This is a genomic window from Shewanella sp. KJ2020 (genome assembly GCF_024197625.1).
GTDB lineage: Bacteria > Pseudomonadota > Gammaproteobacteria > Enterobacterales > Shewanellaceae > Shewanella.
This window is the reverse complement of sequence record NZ_JAKUKD010000013.1, coordinates 1-19,581: the sequence shown is the minus strand read 5'-3', so window position 1 is coordinate 19,581 and position 19,581 is coordinate 1. Positions and strand designations below refer to the sequence as shown.

10 protein-coding genes are annotated in these 19,581 nt (G+C 46.8%); 8 read left to right on the top strand and 2 right to left on the bottom strand.

The window, feature by feature from the left end:
• Window positions 1-41: 41 nt before the first annotated feature.
• Both MJO46_RS08185 and MJO46_RS08180 read left to right on the top strand, forming a co-directional pair.
• Window positions 42-5,306 (top strand): S8 family serine peptidase, encoded by a 5,265-nt coding sequence (locus tag MJO46_RS08185; RefSeq protein WP_253988905.1) that lies wholly within the window; start codon window positions 42-44, stop codon window positions 5,304-5,306.
• Between the two features lie 341 nt (window positions 5,307-5,647).
• Complete coding sequence (locus MJO46_RS08180) at window positions 5,648-5,872, top strand: EAL domain-containing protein (RefSeq protein WP_253988904.1); 225 nt, start codon at window positions 5,648-5,650, stop codon at window positions 5,870-5,872.
• A gap of 167 nt (window positions 5,873-6,039) precedes the next feature.
• Here the strand turns inward: MJO46_RS08180 and MJO46_RS08175 are convergent, their stop codons facing one another.
• Both MJO46_RS08175 and MJO46_RS08170 read right to left on the bottom strand, forming a co-directional pair.
• Window positions 6,040-6,906, bottom strand: a complete 867-nt coding sequence (locus tag MJO46_RS08175; RefSeq protein ID WP_253988903.1) for a DUF481 domain-containing protein — start codon at window positions 6,904-6,906, stop codon at window positions 6,040-6,042.
• A 448-nt stretch (window positions 6,907-7,354) separates the two neighbouring features.
• The gene (locus tag MJO46_RS08170) at window positions 7,355-12,541 is read right to left on the bottom strand and encodes a S8 family serine peptidase (protein ID WP_253988902.1); all 5,187 of its coding nucleotides are present in this window, start codon (window positions 12,539-12,541) and stop codon (window positions 7,355-7,357) included.
• A 519-nt stretch (window positions 12,542-13,060) separates the two neighbouring features.
• Between MJO46_RS08170 and MJO46_RS08165 the strand changes: the two genes are divergently transcribed.
• From MJO46_RS08165 to MJO46_RS08140, 6 genes are all read left to right on the top strand, one after another.
• Entirely contained in the window at window positions 13,061-13,918 is an 858-nt protein-coding gene (locus MJO46_RS08165; RefSeq protein ID WP_253988901.1) for a MipA/OmpV family protein, read from the top strand.
• Complete coding sequence (locus MJO46_RS08160) at window positions 13,912-14,280, top strand: DUF3019 domain-containing protein (RefSeq protein ID WP_253988900.1); 369 nt, start codon at window positions 13,912-13,914, stop codon at window positions 14,278-14,280. The genes MJO46_RS08165 and MJO46_RS08160 overlap by 7 nt, the downstream gene beginning before the upstream one ends.
• On the top strand, window positions 14,280-14,972 hold the full coding sequence (locus MJO46_RS08155) for a response regulator transcription factor (protein WP_253988899.1): 693 nt from the start codon (window positions 14,280-14,282) through the stop codon (window positions 14,970-14,972). Before MJO46_RS08160 ends, MJO46_RS08155 begins: the two co-directional genes overlap by 1 nt.
• Window positions 14,972-16,228: a sensor histidine kinase KdpD gene (locus tag MJO46_RS08150; protein WP_253988898.1), complete on the top strand. Its 1,257-nt coding sequence runs from the start codon at window positions 14,972-14,974 to the stop codon at window positions 16,226-16,228. Before MJO46_RS08155 ends, MJO46_RS08150 begins: the two co-directional genes overlap by 1 nt.
• Before the next feature lie 102 nt (window positions 16,229-16,330).
• Entirely contained in the window at window positions 16,331-16,978 is a 648-nt protein-coding gene (locus MJO46_RS08145; RefSeq protein WP_253988897.1) for an ABC transporter substrate-binding protein, read from the top strand.
• A 346-nt stretch (window positions 16,979-17,324) separates the two neighbouring features.
• Window positions 17,325-19,265, top strand: a complete 1,941-nt coding sequence (locus MJO46_RS08140) for a methyl-accepting chemotaxis protein (protein WP_253988896.1) — start codon at window positions 17,325-17,327, stop codon at window positions 19,263-19,265.
• The last annotated feature ends 316 nt before the right edge of the window (window positions 19,266-19,581 follow it).

Here is a 19,581-nt window from a genome sequence, read left to right as displayed (position 1 = left end):
GCAACTATAACCTCTAAATTTACGCCCGTCAGGAGAACATAATGAAATTAAAATCCTTAACCGTGGCCACCTTAGCCGCACTTTATGGTGCGGGCATGGCTGTCTCAATTGAGGCGCGGCCCGTTACCCCATCTTTGACGGCAAGTGCCGTTGGCTCGCAGGGGGCATTAAAGCATATCCCCGCAGAGTTGATTAATCGTGTCAAAGGCACGAGCAGCAATAAACCACAACAACAGGGCAGACATAGCGCTATTCCTGGGGGCGTAAACCAACAAATAAATGCCGCATCCAGTCGCAATAAGTTTATAGCCGAACCCGAGCGTACCGGTGAAGATGTTTATATCGTGCGTCTTAAAGATTTGCCTATTGCGACTTATGATGGTCGTGTTAAGGGTTATCAAGCCACTGCAAAAAGCGCGATTAAGGAAGAGTTGGTTCAACAAGCGAGTAGTGCTGCTAGCACTAAATCGAGCCGCCAATCTCAGCAAATCAATGTGGCTCAAGCCGATATTGAAGGGCTTAAGCAATCGCGGGTGGCGAGTTATAAAAACTACTTGATGTCCAAACAAGATTCCGTGGTGCAGCAAGCTAAAGCGATAGGTGTCAGTTCGAACGCCCGCGCTAACTTTACCAATGCACTTAATGGGTTCTCAATCTCAATGACCCAGGCACAAGCTAAGAAATTGGCCAGTTTGCCCCAGGTTGAATTTATTCATCGTTCGACCATGCAACAGATCCAGACCGATCGCGGCCCCGCTTTCATTGGTGCCGATCAAGTGTGGGCCGGTAATACCTCGGTAAACTTGCCACAAAAGGGTGAGGGTATTGTTGTCGGTATTATCGATACGGGTATTAATACAGATCATGTGGCTTTTGCTGACAAAGGTGGTGATGGTTACGATCATACGAACCCATTGGGTGAAGGTAACTATCTTGGCGATTGCGCCACGGGAAAATTAACTTGTAATGACAAGTTGATCGGCGTGTATAGCTGGCCCGTGATTACCGATGAGTACCAAGGATTAGCACCTGCAACCGGTGAAGACTATCAAGGCCACGGCAGTCATACCGCAGGTACAGCAGCGGGTAACTATATTGAAAATGTACCATTACTTGCCAGTTCTATTGGTGATGGTGATGGCGTTCCTATGGGCTTTAACTTTGAGTCCGCCTCTGGTGTCGCACCTCATGCCAATATCATTGCCTATCAAGCCTGTGGTTTAGAAGGCTGTCCCGAAGAGGCAATGCTAAAAGCCTACGAGCAAGCCATCGAAGATAATGTCGATGTGATTAACTTTTCTATCGGTGGCGGTGAACGGTTCCCATGGGATGACTCGGTAGAACTGGCCATACTCGCGGCGCGTGAAGCGGGGATTTCAGTCGCAGTGGCTGCCGGTAACTCAGGTGGCGATGCCAACAACACTTTCTTTGGTAGTCTGGGACATACATCCCCTTGGACTATGGTTGTAGCAGCGAGCACTCACGATCGTGTAATGGATATTACCCAGAATCTGCTCTCCTTTACTGGCGGTAATAATCCCCCCTATCTGTATATCGATCCGAATTCAAGCTGGGGTGATGATATTGCGGGTTATTCAACGAGTAGCATTGCCAATGGTACACCAGTGGTCGCCGCCGATTTCGGTGATGAAAAGTGTTTGAATGAATTTGCACCTGGCACTTTTACCAGTGATCAAATCGTTATCTGTAAGCGCGGAGAGAATGCACGCGTCTCCAAGGCATATAATGTGCTGGCGGGGGGCGCTGGTGGGTTTATTCTGTATAACGAGCAGTGGTACTCAGGTATTACGGCTGAAGAGCAACAAGTTTATGATGATGCATACCCTTTACCAGGTATTCATGTTACCAACAATGCGGGTAACAACATCCTTAACTGGTTGAATGATGGTGCGACTGAACACACTATCAGTATCACTGGCGGCTCAGTTGCACGGGTTATTGACCCCGCTGCAGGTGATATATTGGCAGACTTCTCCTCCCTTGGCCCATCTACGACCTACAGTCACCATTTAGCACCGAATATTGCCGCACCTGGGGTAAATATATTAGCGCCCTATGCCGATCAGCATCCGTTGAACCCTGGTTCTGCAATGTCACAGGACTGGAGCATGATTAGCGGCACATCGATGGCGAGCCCGCATATTGCTGGTTCTATGGCGTTAGTTCGCCAAGCGCATCCAAATTGGACTGCGGCAGAGGTGCAGTCGGCGCTGGAGATGACAGCGTCACAAACCGTTAGACGTGACGTCGAACCAAGCTATTTGCCAGAGGGGCATCCTGCCACCCAACACCGCGCAGGTGCCGGCCGTGTTGATGTTAAGGCCGCAGTTGATGCGGGCCTTATCATGGATGAAACCGCTGCCAATTTCAGTTTAGCCAATCCGCATAAAGGTGGCGATGTACGTCAGCTCAACCTGCCACAGCTGGTAAACAGCAATTGCCGCGGTGGACAGTGTTCTTGGGTTCGTACCGTGACGGCTACCCGTGATGGTAGCTGGACATTAAGCTCTGATTCTTGGTCTTATGACCGCTGGACCTCGACTTTTGAGGGCGAAATTGACATGCATAATGTCAAGATGGAATTTTTCCCAGCCAGTTTCAGTCTTAAAGCGGGCCAAAGCCAGAGCATAGTCATCAAGGCTGATATCACAGATGTGCAATACCAGTATGATTCTAAATTGCAGGGCTCTGGCGACAGTCTAGAAGGGGTAGAGCTGTGGACTAATGTGAATTTGACATCGACAGATGCCTCTATTCCTAAGTCACATTGGCCAGTATCAATTAACTTTGATCGTCAAGATTTACCAGAAGCTGTAAATGTAACTGTGCACCGTGACAATGGTAGTTATCGAGTCGCCAATTTACCGTTGGCGGCCAGTAATGATGTGGTATACCGTGGCCATGGCCCAGTAAAGGCTGAAATTAGAGAGGTTACCTTACCACAAGATGTGAATCATATTCCGATTTACTCCGATGGTAAAAATGAGCGCGGACATGCGCAAACTTCACTGATTAATATACCAGAGGGTACTGCGAGATTTGTGGTCGAAGTGTTAGCGCATACCGATGGGCCAGGATGGTTTGATTTGCTAGGAAATCTTGATGGTAGATTGGCTATCCATATTGGCCGCGATTTTAATGGCAATGGTGAGGCTGATTTTGACGATGAGTGGATTTGTTCATCGACGACTCAAATTGAACTGAATTATTGCAGCCTAACCAACCCTGATGCAGGCCAATACTGGGTGATGCTGGCAAATACATCCTACGATATGAGCGATTGGGATGAGGAGACTGGGCCTGATCCATATGGTAATAAGGGCATTACCGCAGAAGATCTCGTCGATAGTTATAAAGTCGCCGTGGCTGTGGTACCCGAAGGCGAAAATGGTTTGACGGTAACAGGCCCTGCCATTACCGATGGTAATCCAATCGCATTAGATCTGAACTGGAATTTATCAGATCTGGCCGAAGGTGAAGTGGCCTATGCCGGTGTCGATATTGGCAGCAGCGTGGCACCTGGCAGCGTAGGCTTCATCCCAGTTCGACTCGAACGTGGGGTGGATGATGTGAGTGTCAATAACAATCAAACCGTGCGCGGCGGTGATATCGTCGATGTTAGCGTCCATGTGGTTGAGAACAACTCCGGTGCAGATAGGGATATTGACTTAAGCACAGTGATCCCCGCGGGATTAACCTTAGTGCCTGGTTCACTCAAGGTTAGCAACCCAGCACAGCAGGCTAACTTAACCGTTGAGGGTAACACCATTCGCGTTGCGGGTGTGCAGCAGGATTCTACTAATTGGATGCGCACCTATAACGTGACCGACAGTGAAACCAATGCTCAGTGCCGCGTACCAAACTATGGTCGCAACCAAGGTGGTTTCGTTGGTTTAGCTGAAAACTATGGTTTTGTACCGACGATTGGCGGCACTATGGCCGATGCTGACGGAGATTGGAATTATGATAATGCCTCGGGTCAGTGGGTGTACACCAATCCGTTTGAAGTACATTTAGCGGATTTGTGGGGTGATGAAGGTCATATGAACTTGTTTAATAACGAGGCATATACTAAATATGATCGCTTTATTATCTCACCCCAGGGCTTTGTGACTTTTGGTCCAGATTGGGGCGCAACGAGCCACTATCTTAGCCAGCCCTTCCCATACTACATGAATCCCTATGGACCCTTTATCGCACCGTTCTGGCGTGGTTATTCGAGTGGTTCTTCGGGCTTCTCTTTACCTGTAGATGCGCTAGGAGCACCATTGGTACAGAATATGATTGAGCCGTGGAAAGGTTCAGGTATTACGTATGGTTTCACTGGTGATGAAGTTATTATCGAATGGATCAATGCTCGCACTCAAGGCCTTGAAGCCAATTGGTTTGGGACGACTCCGACAGGTGTGGAATACGATGATCGCTATACTTTCGATCTTATCCTAAACAAGACCTACCGATATGGCGAAGGCGAGTTTGAGATTGTGATGGCCTATGGTGACATGGACTTTGCCGATCAAGATGACTATGGCTCTATTGGTCTACATGGCAACTACGGCCCATTGGATATCTTTGGCTGGCCCTATGGTCAAGAAACGGGTATCAGCGCCGCATATAATGGTCTGAAAGACGTGGTTAAGCGTAATAAAGTGATTTGTTACGACTACACTGGCCCAGAAGCGACTCAGTTTGATGTGAGCTTCCAAGTACGTGTTGCCGAGACTGCAGCTGGTCAAACGCTGAACATGGACTTCACCAGTGATGTGAGTGGTATGGGGCAGACTGTGATTGCAAATCCAATCCAGGTTGCAGGCAATATCACTTTAGCTGACTTTAACGATGTTGCTGTCGATGAAAATGAGTCCTTTGATATCACAGTGGCCTACGCCGACATTGACGCTAATCCTAACGTGATTTCAGTCAGTGGGGAGCATATTACTGCCGTTGTTGGTGATCATAGTGCCGGTTCAAGTGTGACTATTACACCTGATGCAAACTGGCACGGTGAAACGGAAGTGATGGTGACTGTGGCTGACAGTGTGAATAGCACAGACAAAGCGGTACGTTCTTTCATGTTGACCGTGAATTCTGACGGCGAAGAGTTAGGCTGTACCGATTCTACAGCGACTAACTACGATGCCGCTGCTAACAAAGATGATGGCAGCTGTACCTTCCCTGCGCCTCCAACTGCAGAACCTGCTAAAGAAAGCTCTGGCGGTGCTCTAGGCTGGTTGGCACTGCTGCTAGCACCTGTGGCTATGGTACGTCGCCGTACACTGAAATAAGCCGATCCCCGAAGCGAAACTTCGGGTCACTTGGTAGCCAAAACGGGTCCTTTGGGGCCCGTTTTTTATTGCTGCGATAAAGTGTTAAGCACGATTCCTTCAGTCACACTATTTCTCCTAAACTGTACTCTTCTAAGCCGTACTATCTCTCCTCAGCTTATAGCCCCTAAGTTTCACTATCACTCTAGTACCATCCCAAAGGACTGCACCCTAAATCCCTATATCCCTTAATAAAATAGGCACTAAATCTAAGCGTTTTATTATGCAATCCCAATCAGGCTAAAGGGCATTGCTGTTTTATATTGCCACTTCTGCGAAGGTGGGTATTCAGTGTACTGTCTTTGAGCTTTAGGAGGATTTTAGGTACGGATTTAAGATGCTGCAAAGTTAAGACGATTCTTTCCTTAGCGAGCAGTTTGGGACTCGATGTGGTCGCCGAAGGTGTTGAAACCGAAGCCCAATTTATGTTTTTGAAGCAACAGCATTGCCCGCACTTCCAAGGTTATCTGTTTTCTAAACCTGTCAGTCCAGAGCATTTACCCGAAGAGACAGTAACGCTCGTTTAATTGTCTCGGATAAAGAGCTGCGATTTATATGGTTATAGTATAGTAAGTGATTGTATTTGGATGAATAAAGCTGAAATTGTTTTATGATTGAGGGTGCTAAAAAGCACCCTCAATTTATACAATAATGAAATGAATTGACGTTCACTATTTTAATAGGATGTTGAGCGCTAGAAAGTGTAACTCACGGCTAGCATAGGGCCAACAAAACTATAATTTACGTTGAAATCAGTTACTTTAGGGGCGTTGTTTTCACCGTTTTCCTCAATATCCACATTCACTTTATAGTAGTTGTAGGCAACACTCATACGCCAATTTTCAGTAATCTTGGCTTCGATACCAGCCTGGAGGTCGACCAATGACCCTTGAAAATTATCGACTTTTACATAGAAATATTGAGCATGAGCAATAAACTGCCAACCTGGAAGCATTTCAAAACTTCCATACACTCCAATATCTGGTAATGGTGCTGTGACACTTTCTTCAACAACTCGTGGAATTGGGGTAGAGCTACACACATTATTAACCAGTTCAGTCGAGGCGCAGGCCGCTATGGTCCCCTCAAATGCCGTATCGATAGACATGATATGGAATCCGAGCAAAAAACCTAAATTGTAATCAGAGCCTTGGAAAAGATCATAACCGTAACTAATACGAGCAATATCAATGTTTAGTGTGGTGGCTAACTTACCTCCCGCTTGAACATTATAAACAATGTCGTCAATTTCGATTTCAAACGGACGAGTTACGCCATCAATTTCTGAGTTACGGTGAAGTTGTTTCCAATCAAGATAAATATGATGTTTTTCAAAGAATTGGTAATTAATCTCAAAAAAGGGCAAAAATTGATTTTCAGTAAGGCCGAGATCAGATTCAAAGTCGAGCGTATAACTTTCATCGATATCGGGATTAGATACATTCATGCTAGCGTCTGACAGGGCATAAAAACCACCGATTTTAATGCTTAAGTCACCGGCATTGGCATAAGTAGAACCCGCGACGGCCAGCAAAGCTATAAATAATGAAGTTTTTGACATTAACGTGACTCCGCAAATTCTACATTTCAAAGAAATGAAAAAATATAATGTTAGTTCCTTTTAACTCGATTGAAGTATAACAACCATGCGCTAATTGTGTTTAAAATGTTTAAAATGTTTAAAATGTTTAAAATGTTTAAAATGTTTAAAATGTTTAAAATGTTTAAAATGTTTAAAATGTTTAAAATGTTTAAAATGTTTAAAATGTTTAAAATGTTTAAAATGTTTGAAAAATGTTTCTTTTGTGATCTGTGATTCTTTGGAAACATTGAATAGTGCCCTTTCTTTGAGTTTATACCGTGAAGATTTGCAGTCGTTAAATAGTGCTTGGTAGGGCAAAGGGTGAGATAGGGTTAGGAATAAATCTTTTAGTATTAAGCAATTGACGCTAGTAGAAATAAAAAGGCCTTGAAATCAAGGCCTTTTGTTTATATTTAAAACTTAAGGATTAGTGCTTACGACGCAGACCGCCTAGGGCGAGTAGCATGAGCCCTAACCAACCTAAGCTACCGCCTGAACTGTCAGATGTAGACTCGTCAGGGGTTGTCTGTGTTGGAGCGGCACCGACCTTGACCATCACAGTGGCACTGCTTTCATTCGAACCATCGGACACAGTAACAGTGAACTGGTGATCGCCAACACTGAGGCCTGTCACAGTTGCGATAGCGCTATTTGCATTGCTGATGCTGCCTGGACCTTCCCATTCGAAGCTCAGGTTATCGGCGTCAACATCGACCGAAGTCGTCGCATCTAAGGTGACGCTAGTGCCTTCTGTAGCACTGATTTGCGCTTGGACAACAGCAGCTTGAGGTGCATCCTGCTCAGGGGTTACGGTTAACATAAAGCTAGTGCTAGTCTGATCGCTGGCATGCTCGTTATCCTGCACTGTCACTGTCACTAAGGTTTCACCGAAGAAGTCAGCATCGGGTTTGAGACTGAAGCGACTGCCTTCGACTGTGGCCTGCACATGCTCACCTGCCACTAGCACAGTGTTGCTCACCTTGTTAGCATCGATATAGAGGACTTCGATACCGCTCAATTCACCATCTTCGGCGACCGTCAGGTTAGGCATTTCTGCTACCTTAATGTCGCTGTTGACTTGAATGTAGTGGTGGCTAGTGGTTTCCTGTTCACCTTCTACAACGTGAGTGAGTTGCACGTCGAGATTCTTACCAACGGCGTTTGGCTGGATAACCGCCTTAACGGTCAGATCGATACCGCTCTGCTCTGGACCTTGGTAGTCAAAGCAGATCACCAGATTGTCTTCTAGTACTTCATCAAGGTTGTCAAAACCTATCATGGAGTAGAGGTAGCCATCTTTCGGACCCGCATTCGATGAGAATACACTGTCAAAGCCTTCAACGAAGATAGCGCCCTTAGCGAGGTTGCCACCTAGGTTGTCATAGGCAAACATCATTTCGAAACGGTTGTCTCTAAAATCGATATTTGGACGCATGATAACTTCATAGTCGTACTCATCACCTGTTTGGGTATCGGTGACATTGTCAAACTCCATAAACAGTAGATCGCCGAGATCTGGACGGTCACTATCGTACTGAGCCGCAATAGTCAGACCCCATGGATCTTCCCAATGGCGGCGATTTTTGGCCTCGAAGGTGCCGCGCCAGAAGGGGTTGAGCGATTCATACAGGAAGCCAGGGCCGCGAGTATAGTTCATCATCCAATGGTTGGTGTTGAACTGCATTGCACCCACAGCATGCATGCGAATAAAGCCGCCGTTGTCTTGGTTATAGAGTTTGAACTGCTCTTGATCCATGTCCCAGAATAGCCAGTCCATAGGCAAGTCATTGTAATCTCTATAGGTACCTATATGCCAAGATTGTTCCGGCTGCATACCAAACTCAAACAGGTCGATATAGCCACCATCGGAATGCTCATCGATAAGCGGTGTGCGACACTGGGCCGAGGTCAAGCTGTTGGTTACCACATATTCACGGGGCACATTGCGGGTACTGAGCTGATTACCCGCAAGGCTCAGACCATGTTCATCAATTTCTAAACCGGCAATACTCTTGTTGTTGAGGGTCTTAAGTGTCTCGGGTGCGAGACGCATACCTTCTGGCAAGGTTAGCTTGAAACTGAAGTCGCGGTCATTGGACTCAAGGTTAGGCTGCATAGTGATATCGATATCGACGACATCCATATTGCGTCCCTTGTCCTGACTGACCTTGAAGCCTAGGTTATCTGGACCGCGAACGAGTTTGAGCGAGGTGAAGCCTAGCGTGCCTTCGGCACCTGGCATATTACCTAGATCAAAGCCACCGTAGAACACTTCGCCTTCTTTGGCGTCTGGCATATTCCAATTCAGAGTCAGTTCATAGTTACCGTTGCCATCATGTTCGCTGGGGCCCGTTACTGTAAAGTTGCTCGCCTCGCTGTCGTTGGACAACATGGCAATACCTAGGGTGGACTTATATATTTTATCCGTGTTACCCACGTTGGTCAGGGCAACCCAATAAGTGCCAGGTGTAGGATCGACAATGTCACAGAAGTTTTGAACCGAGGTAGATGAAGACTGGCACACCATCTCACGGCGATACTCATTGCCGAGGGAATAAGGATCGGCATCAAGCTCTTCCTGGGAAGGGATGAAACCGTCGTTGCCATTGGCATCTAAACCTAAGGTCAATACAGGGCTCTGCTTGGAATAGCGAGGGTTTTGGTTGTCGTCATGGCCGATAAGCTCGGTAGACTGCACTTCGAGCATCAGGCGTTTAGTGCCTTCAGGGACAACCACTTTGGTCAGACCCCAGTCGTTTTTGATGGTATCAACATTAAGCATAGGACTGACCAGCGGCAGTTCGAAGCTTTGCAACTCCGGCTTAACTAGGCCGTAGTACCTTGGCGTGAACTGGCTGTAATTGTCCGTGTTGACCACAAAGGTTTCACTACCCTGGTCTCGGTTGAACAAGATGTTCTTGGAGTACGGCAGCTGATCGTAGTTGGACAAGGCGACAATTGGCATATGCAGTTCGGGTGATTTGCCCGAGGTTTCGGTCAATTTTAACTGGCCGTTAAACAGTGAGTAGTTAGTATTACCTTCCCATGGGCTACTGGCATCATCTGGTTCAAGCAGATGACGGCTAATATTGGGTAGTCTCATCTTGACCATAATGCTCTGGGTTTCACCGGCCTTAAGGTTGAAATGACTTGGGGAGGTTGTGATGGTCGCGCCATCTTCCTTCACTTCGGTACTGACAGTCCAACTGCCATCTTTAGTGGCTTTAACGGTACGCATCCAACTGCACTCTTGCTCACAGTTCATGTCCACCATCGAAGGCAGGTTGAGCCAGTTGACTATGCCGCCGTTATTAGGGTTGGCGGCCTGGTAGCCGTCGATTGTCTCGTCCAGCACTAGACCCGTGGCATCGGCCTTGGCCACATCAATAGAACCGGCACCGGCCATAAAGTTATAGGGTACTGGTTGAGCTGGTTGGCTTGGTGAAGTTTGAAATTTCACTTCGTTGGCGGTCAACATCAGTGCCGATTGGATTTCAGCCGGGGTCCACTCTGGATGCAACTGAGTCAGTAGCGCCATGGCGCCCGCTACATGGGGGGATGCCATGGAAGTACCGCTCATCATAGTCCAGTCGCTGGCGGCAGGATAATTAGTGAAGGGTTGATCATCGGCGTTGGCGGCATAGATATTGACCCCAGGAGCGGTAACATCCGGCACTAAGTTATCAATAAAGCGGCTTGGTCCCATGGAGCTGAAACGCGCCAGCAGGTTACCGTTGTCTTCATTGAAATTATACTCATTAACATGGGCCGTGATGGTGCCACGGGCGCTACCATTGCTCTGGTTGATCCAGTTTTTCAGGCTATAGCCTACACTGGTGTCGACGTTAATGCCGGGAATGACAAATTTGTCGGCCACGGTAACATCGCTATAGTTGACGTTCAGCAGTACCAGACCACCGGCGCCACCAGCTTGGACGTTAACGGCCTTGTCGACACGGGCAATATCGCCACGCTCACAGACCACGATTTGATCTGAAGTGAAGGTACCCGCTGGGAACGGCGCGTTACAGGTTTTAGCCGCATAACCATCGCTAGGGTTCGGATCTGGGTACTTTTCGGCTAACACAAACTGACCGGATAGTTCATCGGTAAAGCCTTTACCTACGATGGGCTTCTTCGGAATGCTGTAGCTTGGACCACTAGATTCGAACGCCGTGATGCTGGTTTTACCCGTATCTAAGGTACGGTCATGGGTCGAGGCTCCTACTGTGGTTACCCATGGTGAAGTATGGTCTGCGCTATAAAAATAGGGGCCAGAGTTACCTGCGGCCGCGGCTACCGAAATTCCCGCCTCACGGGCGGCGAGGAACGCTAGTTCCATGGGGTCTTCCCAAGAGAAGCTTTCGGAACCACCAATCGAGAAGTTAATCACATCGACGCCGTCTTTGATGGCATCTTCAAAAGCCGAGAGTATCGCTTCTTCTGGGCAACCAGCATAGGGGTCGTCGCCACTGCCTGGCCAGCACACTTGGTAGGCGACTATATGTGCCCTAGGTGCTACGCCTGAGGTATGGTCGAAATTGAATGGCAGAGTAACCCCATCGCTAACTTTCTCGCCATTGGAGGCTTGCAGCGGGGTATTCTCTATGCGGTTACCCGCGGCTGTGCTGGCGGTATGGGAACCATGACCGTTATAGTCTTCACCATTGCGTGGACGTATCTGGTTGGTTTGCCAAGAATATTTTTGAAATTCAGGGGCGTTATAGACTGCGGTGATCACATCGTAGGAATAGACCCCAATGAGCTTATCATTACATAGGCTGGCATCTTCTTGGCAGTCACCGAGGAAGGCTCCCCCCATTTTTTGGTGGCTGGTTGTAAACTCAGCATCCGAGGCGAACGCGGGGTGATCTGTGTTGATCCCCGTGTCGATAATGCCCACGACTATGCCTTCACCTTGAGCCTTTAGACCCGAGTCGGTATTGCCCGCCCAAGCACTATCGGCGTGGATAAATTCTGGGCCGCGGTCGGTCTTGAGTTGGAATACTCGGCTAGGGGTGATCTTACTGATCCCCGGGAGGGTCGCCATGATGGCGGCATCCCTTTGGGTCATCTTCAGCGCAACGGCGTTGTTGGCTAGGGTGTACTGGCGCAATATTTCAAAGTTGGCGCCTTGGCTTCTTGCCTGAGCCATAGTGCCTTGTTGCTTATTGGCCAGCATCGACTGATAACTCTGGGCTGCAGGGGCTAAGCTAGCTTGGGGTCCCATGTCCTTGGCAGCCTTGCCAACCAGTTGATTGGTCGCGGCAAAACCTGCTAGATCACCGCTGTAGGTGGCAACGGGTTTATCATTAAATTGGACGATAAAGGTATGTTCACCCTTGATCGAATCATCAAATTTGAACACTTGCTGCTGACGCTTATTCAGCACATGGTTGGGTTTACCGGGAGCGACTAACACATCTCCCTTAGCATCGGCTTTGCGTTGACTGTTAAAGGCTTCGACTTCTTCATTGGTGAAGGTGGGCTGGTAAAACCCCCCTTTATCTGCCTTTTTCATGCCGATTTCGGCGGCGGCATGGCCGGCGACTCCAAGGTACAAAGCCCCGAAGACCGCTAGCGCCGTCCCTTTTAATCTGTGTTGCGATGTCATGAAAAACTCCATATTTTTGTTATAAGTATGACGTTCTGCGGAAGTAGACCTGTTTGACCTCGACTCTGATAAGCAACAACACTAGGCTTCTATAAGTCTGTAACCTCTTTTATTACAGGTTTTTGCTCCATTTTTTGTGGGCACATATAGCTGTGCGAAACCAAATGCTAACATTTGAAACATATCGATAACTGTACGAAATTGTACCAAGAGCAGTGTCAGTGTTTGGTTATCGGGTTATAGGGGGAAATTGTTGTGATAGGGCTTGAATCGAAACGGCCTTGAAATTGGCGTTTGGCAGGGACTAATTAAAGAAACAGAATTTCGATGTGAGCGTGGGTTAATCGGGATTTGTTGCTGTAATTTTAACCATCAATGAGTATGGCTAGGGCTATACTCTATCCATGTAAAAGAGGGAGATAGGGTCTATTTGTACAAAAGTGTAACGACAAAGGTTGTTGTATAGTAAAAAATGTAGCCAGTTGGTAAAGTGCGAGGGGTTTTTTATAAGGTATTCTAATGTGTGAACTAAGCATGACTTATTGGCGACGACTATTGTCTGCCTTGCTGTTGAGTTTCCCTCTGCTCACAGCACAAACGATGGCGGTTGCCGATACGCCGAGTGCTACAGCTGGAAATATGTCGGTGGGCATAGGACTTGGACGTTATAGCTCTCCACTATTTGGCGGTAACGATTTACCTATCTATTTATTGCCCCGTTGGTCCTATTATCATGATCGTTTTTATATCGAAGATTTAGATCTCGGTTTCAATCTGCTTGAGACGTCATCATTTTCCTGGGATATCACCACTAAACAAAGTTTCGATGGGCTGTTATTTCGTCAAGATGAAATGCAAGACTCACTGTTAGCGGGCATTTCAGCGAGTAATCTCTTAATAGTTTTACCCACAAATACATCGCTGAGTAGTATGTTGCATCCCTCTGATCGTCACCTGAGTTACCTCGGTGGTAGCTCTATCTTTTGGCGTTTTGGTGAGTGGCAATTTAAAAGTGCCCTCCACGGTGACATTAGCAATGTTCATCATGGCAGCGAATGGAACAATGAGCTGCGTTATTTAGCCCAAGTGTCCAAGTTGGAGATAGCGACAACCCTTGGTGCGCGTTGGCTCGACAGCGATTACAGTAATTATTACTTTGGTTTGGGGAAGGCCGATACCCGTAAAATCGCCTTAAATTCTCCCGGCGCTCAGTGGCTACCTTCTCTTAAATTAGAGCTGAGTTGGTCGATTGCGGTCGATCTTCGCGTTATTGGCAGTTGGCGCCGCGAATGGTTAGCCGATGAGTTTAAGAAAAGCTATCTCTTTGACACTAACACTCAGGATATTTGGTTTATCGGAGTGATGAAAACATGGTGAAATGGGCGTTTATCTTAAATTTATTATGGCTCAGCAGTGCTGTTAATGCTGAGCCTGTGATGTTTGAGATTTTACCCAGAGTCTGTATCGCCCCCGCCGATGAAGTGTGCGAGATGACGCTCACCATACGTTGGCATTTCGATAGCCCCGCCTGCCTTGTTAACGCAAACGCACCCGATGCACACTTACTCTGCGCCCAAGAGATGGAGTTGTTTAGCCTAAAGGTGCAGATGGATGAAGGGATGGAGTTCTTGCTGCTTGATGCCAGCGGCGCCCAGATTCTAGCGCGGCAAAAGATAGAGTTAATGCGTAAAGAGTCTCCGCCCCTGCAACAACGTCGTCTCAGTTGGAGTCTATTCTAATGTCAGCCCATATTTTATTGCTCGAAGATGATATAGAACTTACTCGCCTTATCAAATTATGTTTAGAGAACGAAGGTTATTTAGTGACTTGTTGTACTAATGCTAATAGGGCTGAATTCGTGCTAAAGCAAAAACAGGTGGATTTGATGCTCTGTGATGTGATGCTGCCGGGGCGAAGTGGTTTTGATTTTGTTGCCGCCATACGTGAACAAACCCAATGTCCGATTATATTTATGACGGCCAAAACGGCAATTCAGCATCAGCTCCATGGTTTGTCATTAGGTGCACAGGACTACTTATTAAAACCAGTGGACCCCAGATTGTTACTGGCGAAAATCAACGTCTTTTTAGCTAAGACAGCCCCGCAAGCACCAGCACTCACTAAGTTAGAGCGCTTTAATCTATCGCTAGATTGTGAAACCAGGCTGGCGGAAATTGCTGGGCAAAAGTTAGATCTCACTACGGCTGAATTTCAATTACTCGAGGCATTGCTCGAGCAATTTGGCTCTGTGGTGAGTCGTGAATGGTTATTTCAGCGCCATTTAGGCCGTAGCTATGATGGTATTGCACGCACTATGGATGGTCGCGCCTCACGGCTGCGGAAAAAATTACAGGCGCTCGACAGCAAGTGGAATGTGTTGACCTCATGGGGTGATGGTTATTATCTATCCTATGGCGAGTTGGATAGATAATGATGAGCCCGCTGCTGCGTTTTAATGGCGGTTTAATGGTCACAGTGTTGCTATTGGCGCTGAGCCTGGGGCAAGTGTACCGCTGGTACGGTAAGCCCGATACTCCTGTGATCGATGCCGAGTTTGTGTTGCAAGCGGTCGAGCAACTGCAATCGAGCCGTCAACCCTTAGAGTGCCAAATCAGTGCCCAGAATGATTGTAGTGATGCGCTTTTTGTTGAATATCCCGCTGGTTATTGGGGGGGATACATAGGGGATAATCAAGAGGGCGCCGATCAGAACAGTGTTAGCACTAACAGCATTGGGAACTTCAGCGCTGAGGTTTTTGCGATGCATGACAGTCAGCAAAGATTGATGCTTTGTCGTAGCGCCTATGGTGGCAAGATCCTCTGCATCAATAAATTGCAGCCGCCGGACAGATTCGCCCAGGGCTTAGATCTCGCCTATGTATTTTATTTATTGTTATTTTTACTGATATTTTTATTAAGCCGTAATTTGTTCCGTGATATTGAAATTTTACGTCGCTCGGCGATCTCTGAAATTAAATTTGGTAAGTTTCCCGCATTCTCTTTAAGCCCTAAATCCTATTTAGCGCCATTGGCGCAGTCGCTGCGAAATATGACGGCTAACATCGAGCAATTAAATCAATTTCAGGCCGAGGTGGCTGAAACTGTCTGCCACGATATTAAAACCCCACTGGCACGGATTAAGTTTTTAAGCCATCTGATGACGGCCGAGAATATAGTGGCTACCCGCGAACAGCTCAGCAATAATATTAGCGATATCGAAGATAATATATATGACTATTTATCCTTGGCCGAGAATGAGTATTGCGAGGTGGGTAATGAGAAATGCACCTTAGAATTAAGCCAATTTATTCGTGGCCAAATTGCCCTAGTGCCAAGTGATAATGATATTGAGATTAGGCTGGATACTTCCGAGGTGATTGAATTTAGCTGTTATCCTAATTTAATGAAACGTTTGGTGAATAATCTCTTAGCCAATGCACTACGTTACGCTACATCGACGGTTAGCATTAGTTGTTATCGCACTATTAAGGGGGTCATTATCGACGTTGAAGACGATGGACCTGGCTGGGGCACTGAAGAGATACAAGCGCAATTAGTGCTTAAACATCATAAATTGGGCCTATCAATAGTGAGGCGAGTGGTGGCGAAACATCAAGGTCAAATACATTTAGGTCAGTCTGTGCTGGGAGGTGCAAAAGTGACCATTTATTTGCCCGATAACATCTGAGGGAGAAGCTTAACCTCAGTAGTACAGCCTATTAGAGGCATTTGGGGGAATCAAGCTTTCATCATGTAACTTATTAATAAAGATAATAAAAGGATGAGTTAAATGAATTGCGGCATTTCTTTTTATGGCCCCCGTTTATGGCGTTATATTTCGCTAATGCTACTGAGTAACTTGGCTTTTGCTGCGGATAAACTGCCGAGTGTCAGCATGGCTGTCAGTGACACTATCGCGCCCTATTTCCTCGATGAGCGCCATGGGATCCAATATGAATTGGTGCAAAATATTCTGCATAGTGCAGAGCTTAGGCTCGAGCGATTAGTACTCGCACCCAATTATCGCTCACTGCGGTTATTATCACAGGCAGAAGTCGATTGTTTTATCAACGCCCAGAGTGGCTTAAATGGCATGTATTACAGCCAGCCGTACCACAGTTTTCACAATGTGATCGCCGTTCGTGCCGATTCTGGCCTTAATATTAACGCGGTGGAAGATCTTAATGGCCTAAGTGTGGCCGGGTTCCAAGATGCAAAACAATTTCTGGGGACCGACTTTTTACATTTCACCCAAGAAAATCCTCGCTATATGGAAGTGCCTAACCAGCTTAGCCAAGTGAATATGCTATTACATGGTAGGGTCGACGCTATTGTGATTGAAGCAGGGATCCTCTCTTGGTATTGGAATGAAATCGCCAAAAAATCCTTGCACGAGTCACCTCAATTCACCATTTTTCCCATTTTTTCACCTATCTAACTGCGAATTGCCTGTTGGGATCCTAAGCTAATAGAGATTCTAAATCAGGGAATTAGCTCGATGCGGGCAGCGGGTGAGGATAACGCCATCATAGAGGCATTTCGTCGGCAACATCAAATGCACTAGGTCGTGACTGAGCTTGCTTTAGGGCTAAAGCGGACACTAAGGAAATGGGTTTATGCCTGACTTTATACGCAACGGATATGAGTGCTTAGTTCCGATGGCGGATCCACCCGTTGTAATATAAATGAGTGAATTTTGATAGCGGTTTCAACTTTTTGATATAGCAATAAAAATACTGAATTAACTCTAATGTACTCATAACTAAAATCTAATTGGAGTAAACATGTTTAATCTTAATAAGTTAACAATAAAGGCTGTCGTTGCAGTCGGTATGGCAAGCGCACTATTCTTGTCGATGTTGTTTTCAACACTGATTTATATTAGCCAATTTTCCAACATGTTTTACCACTCGACCGAAGCCAGTTTATTACCCGCCCAATTAGGTAAGGCGACCGCGGAAATTAATACCGAATTAACTCAATATTTGACTATGTCGGAGGACTTGGCCCACAACACTTTTATGCGCCAATGGCAAAGTAGTGGTGAAAGTGAGGCGACCCGTGGCGATATTATCAATTATTTAAAAAGTTTTATGGGCCAAGAGGGCGTGATAGCCGCATTTTGGATTTCGGTCCCAACGGGTACCTATTACACCAATGAAGGCATACTTAAAACCCTTTCGCGCCAAAATGAGCGTGACCGTTGGTTCTACGATTATTTGAGTCGTAACCCCGACCGTGAACCTTCACTGGATACCGACGAGAGCCTAGGTAAATTAACCGTCTTTATTAATGTCTCGGTACGGGATCCCAGCGGCAATATAATGGCAGTCGCGGGTATTGGGGTCGATGCGACTAAAATTTCGGACATAGTGAATCAGGCGAATATGGGGCAATCGGGTTATATGTTTATGCTCGACGCCCAAGGTAAGTTTGCCGCCCATAAGAACAAATCCTTACTCGATCAAACCATAGCATCGATGGCCGATTATCGGCCCATACAGGCAATGTTGGACACCCGCCAGGGCGGGCAGCAAATTGCATCGACTGAGTTTCAGGGTGAAGCGATTTATTTGGGCATAGCGACACTAACGGCAATGAATTGGACCTTAGTCGGGGTGATGCCCAAAGCGGAGATCAGTAGCCAAATTAATGATGTCATTAGCCTATCAGTGGGGATTAGTTTAGTTATTGCCTTGTTATTTATCGGTTTATCTTTCTTGCTGGCGGGCAATGTCAGTAAAAATATTTTGGCAGTAAGCGACAGTTTACTCGCTATGTCCAAGGATGGCGGGAATTTAAATCGCCGCCTAGATGACAGTTATGACAATGAAGTGGGCCAATTAGCCAAGGGATTTAATGCCATTATGGGGAAAATTGGCACCTTAGTGCAGGAGATTAAACACGGTGAGCAGGCCATTAATCAGAGTGTGGGTTTATTGAGTAGTTTCTCCCAGCAAACGGTTGAGCACGCCAGTTCCCAACGCGCTCAAACCGAGCAGGTCGCCACAGCGATCAATGAAATGGGGCAAACCATCGCCGAGGTTTCATCGGTTGCCCATCGCATCGCCACAGATACCGAATCCGCCTTGAAAGATGTGTACTCCACCAGTGAGGTGATGATCAATCTGGCGGGCACTATGGAGTCATTATCTACCTCGATGAATCATACCCAAACGAAAGTGCAGGACTTAGCCGCCCAGGCCGAAACCATTAATTCTGTGGTCGAGGTGATTAGCAGCATTTCTGAGCAAACCAATCTTTTAGCATTAAATGCGGCGATAGAAGCCGCCCGAGCCGGCGAAATGGGCCGCGGTTTTGCCGTTGTGGCGGACGAAGTGAGAACCTTGGCGAGCCGCACTCAATCCTCGACATTAGAAATCCGTGGGCAAATTGAGCAGTTGCAGCATGCGGTTGGTTTTACACGGCAAAATATCGCCGAAGCGGCCAAGCAAAGTACTGCTTTGGCCCATGATGCGATAACTGCAACAGAGTCATTAAAATTAGTGAAAGACAAGTTTGACGATATTAATCGGGGTAATCATCAAGTGGCCGCTGCAACGGAAGAGCAAGCAAGTGTAGTCGACCATATTAACGAGTCTGCCCATGTGATTGCCGACACCGCCGAACATATTAATGACAGTGCGCTCAAATGTTTCGAGGAAATAAATCATCTCCACGGGCAGGCAGAACGGATGTCGAAATTAGTGAAGCAGTTTGAATAGACCTCAATATTTTATGCGGTTAACCCTGCTAAGACTAAATGCCTTAACAGGGTTTTACGGGCAACAAATTTGGCGGTAATTGGGTCAGTGAGATTGTGCTATATCCATTTGTGTCATAGTGACGCCTTTAATCTGCGCATAAATCCTTTTGCCCCGATAAAGTTGTAATTCATCACAGGCCCAAGAGGTCAGGGCGGGATTAAGCTTTGTTAAATCTCTTAACCAAAGAAAATCTCGCTCCTAAAATCGCCATTCCATGCAGCCTTTCTCATCTTGGTTGGTTTGCTGGCTTTTAGCGGATGTTGCTCTAAAAGGT

Bases quoted from the DNA above. Each gene is read 5' to 3' on its own strand.
- MJO46_RS08185 (WP_253988905.1), top strand. From the start codon at position 42: ATGAAATTAAAATCCTTAACCGTGGCCACCTTAGCCGCACTTTATGGT.
- MJO46_RS08150 (WP_253988898.1), top strand. From the start codon at position 14,972: ATGATGAGCCCGCTGCTGCGTTTTAATGGCGGTTTAATGGTCACAGTG.
- MJO46_RS08140 (WP_253988896.1), top strand. From the start codon at position 17,325: ATGTTTAATCTTAATAAGTTAACAATAAAGGCTGTCGTTGCAGTCGGT.
- MJO46_RS08160 (WP_253988900.1), top strand. From the start codon at position 13,912: ATGGTGAAATGGGCGTTTATCTTAAATTTATTATGGCTCAGCAGTGCT.
- MJO46_RS08175 (WP_253988903.1), bottom strand. From the start codon at position 6,906: ATGTCAAAAACTTCATTATTTATAGCTTTGCTGGCCGTCGCGGGTTCT.
- MJO46_RS08170 (WP_253988902.1), bottom strand. From the start codon at position 12,541: ATGACATCGCAACACAGATTAAAAGGGACGGCGCTAGCGGTCTTCGGG.
- MJO46_RS08155 (WP_253988899.1), top strand. From the start codon at position 14,280: ATGTCAGCCCATATTTTATTGCTCGAAGATGATATAGAACTTACTCGC.
- MJO46_RS08165 (WP_253988901.1), top strand. From the start codon at position 13,061: ATGTGTGAACTAAGCATGACTTATTGGCGACGACTATTGTCTGCCTTG.
- MJO46_RS08145 (WP_253988897.1), top strand. From the start codon at position 16,331: ATGAATTGCGGCATTTCTTTTTATGGCCCCCGTTTATGGCGTTATATT.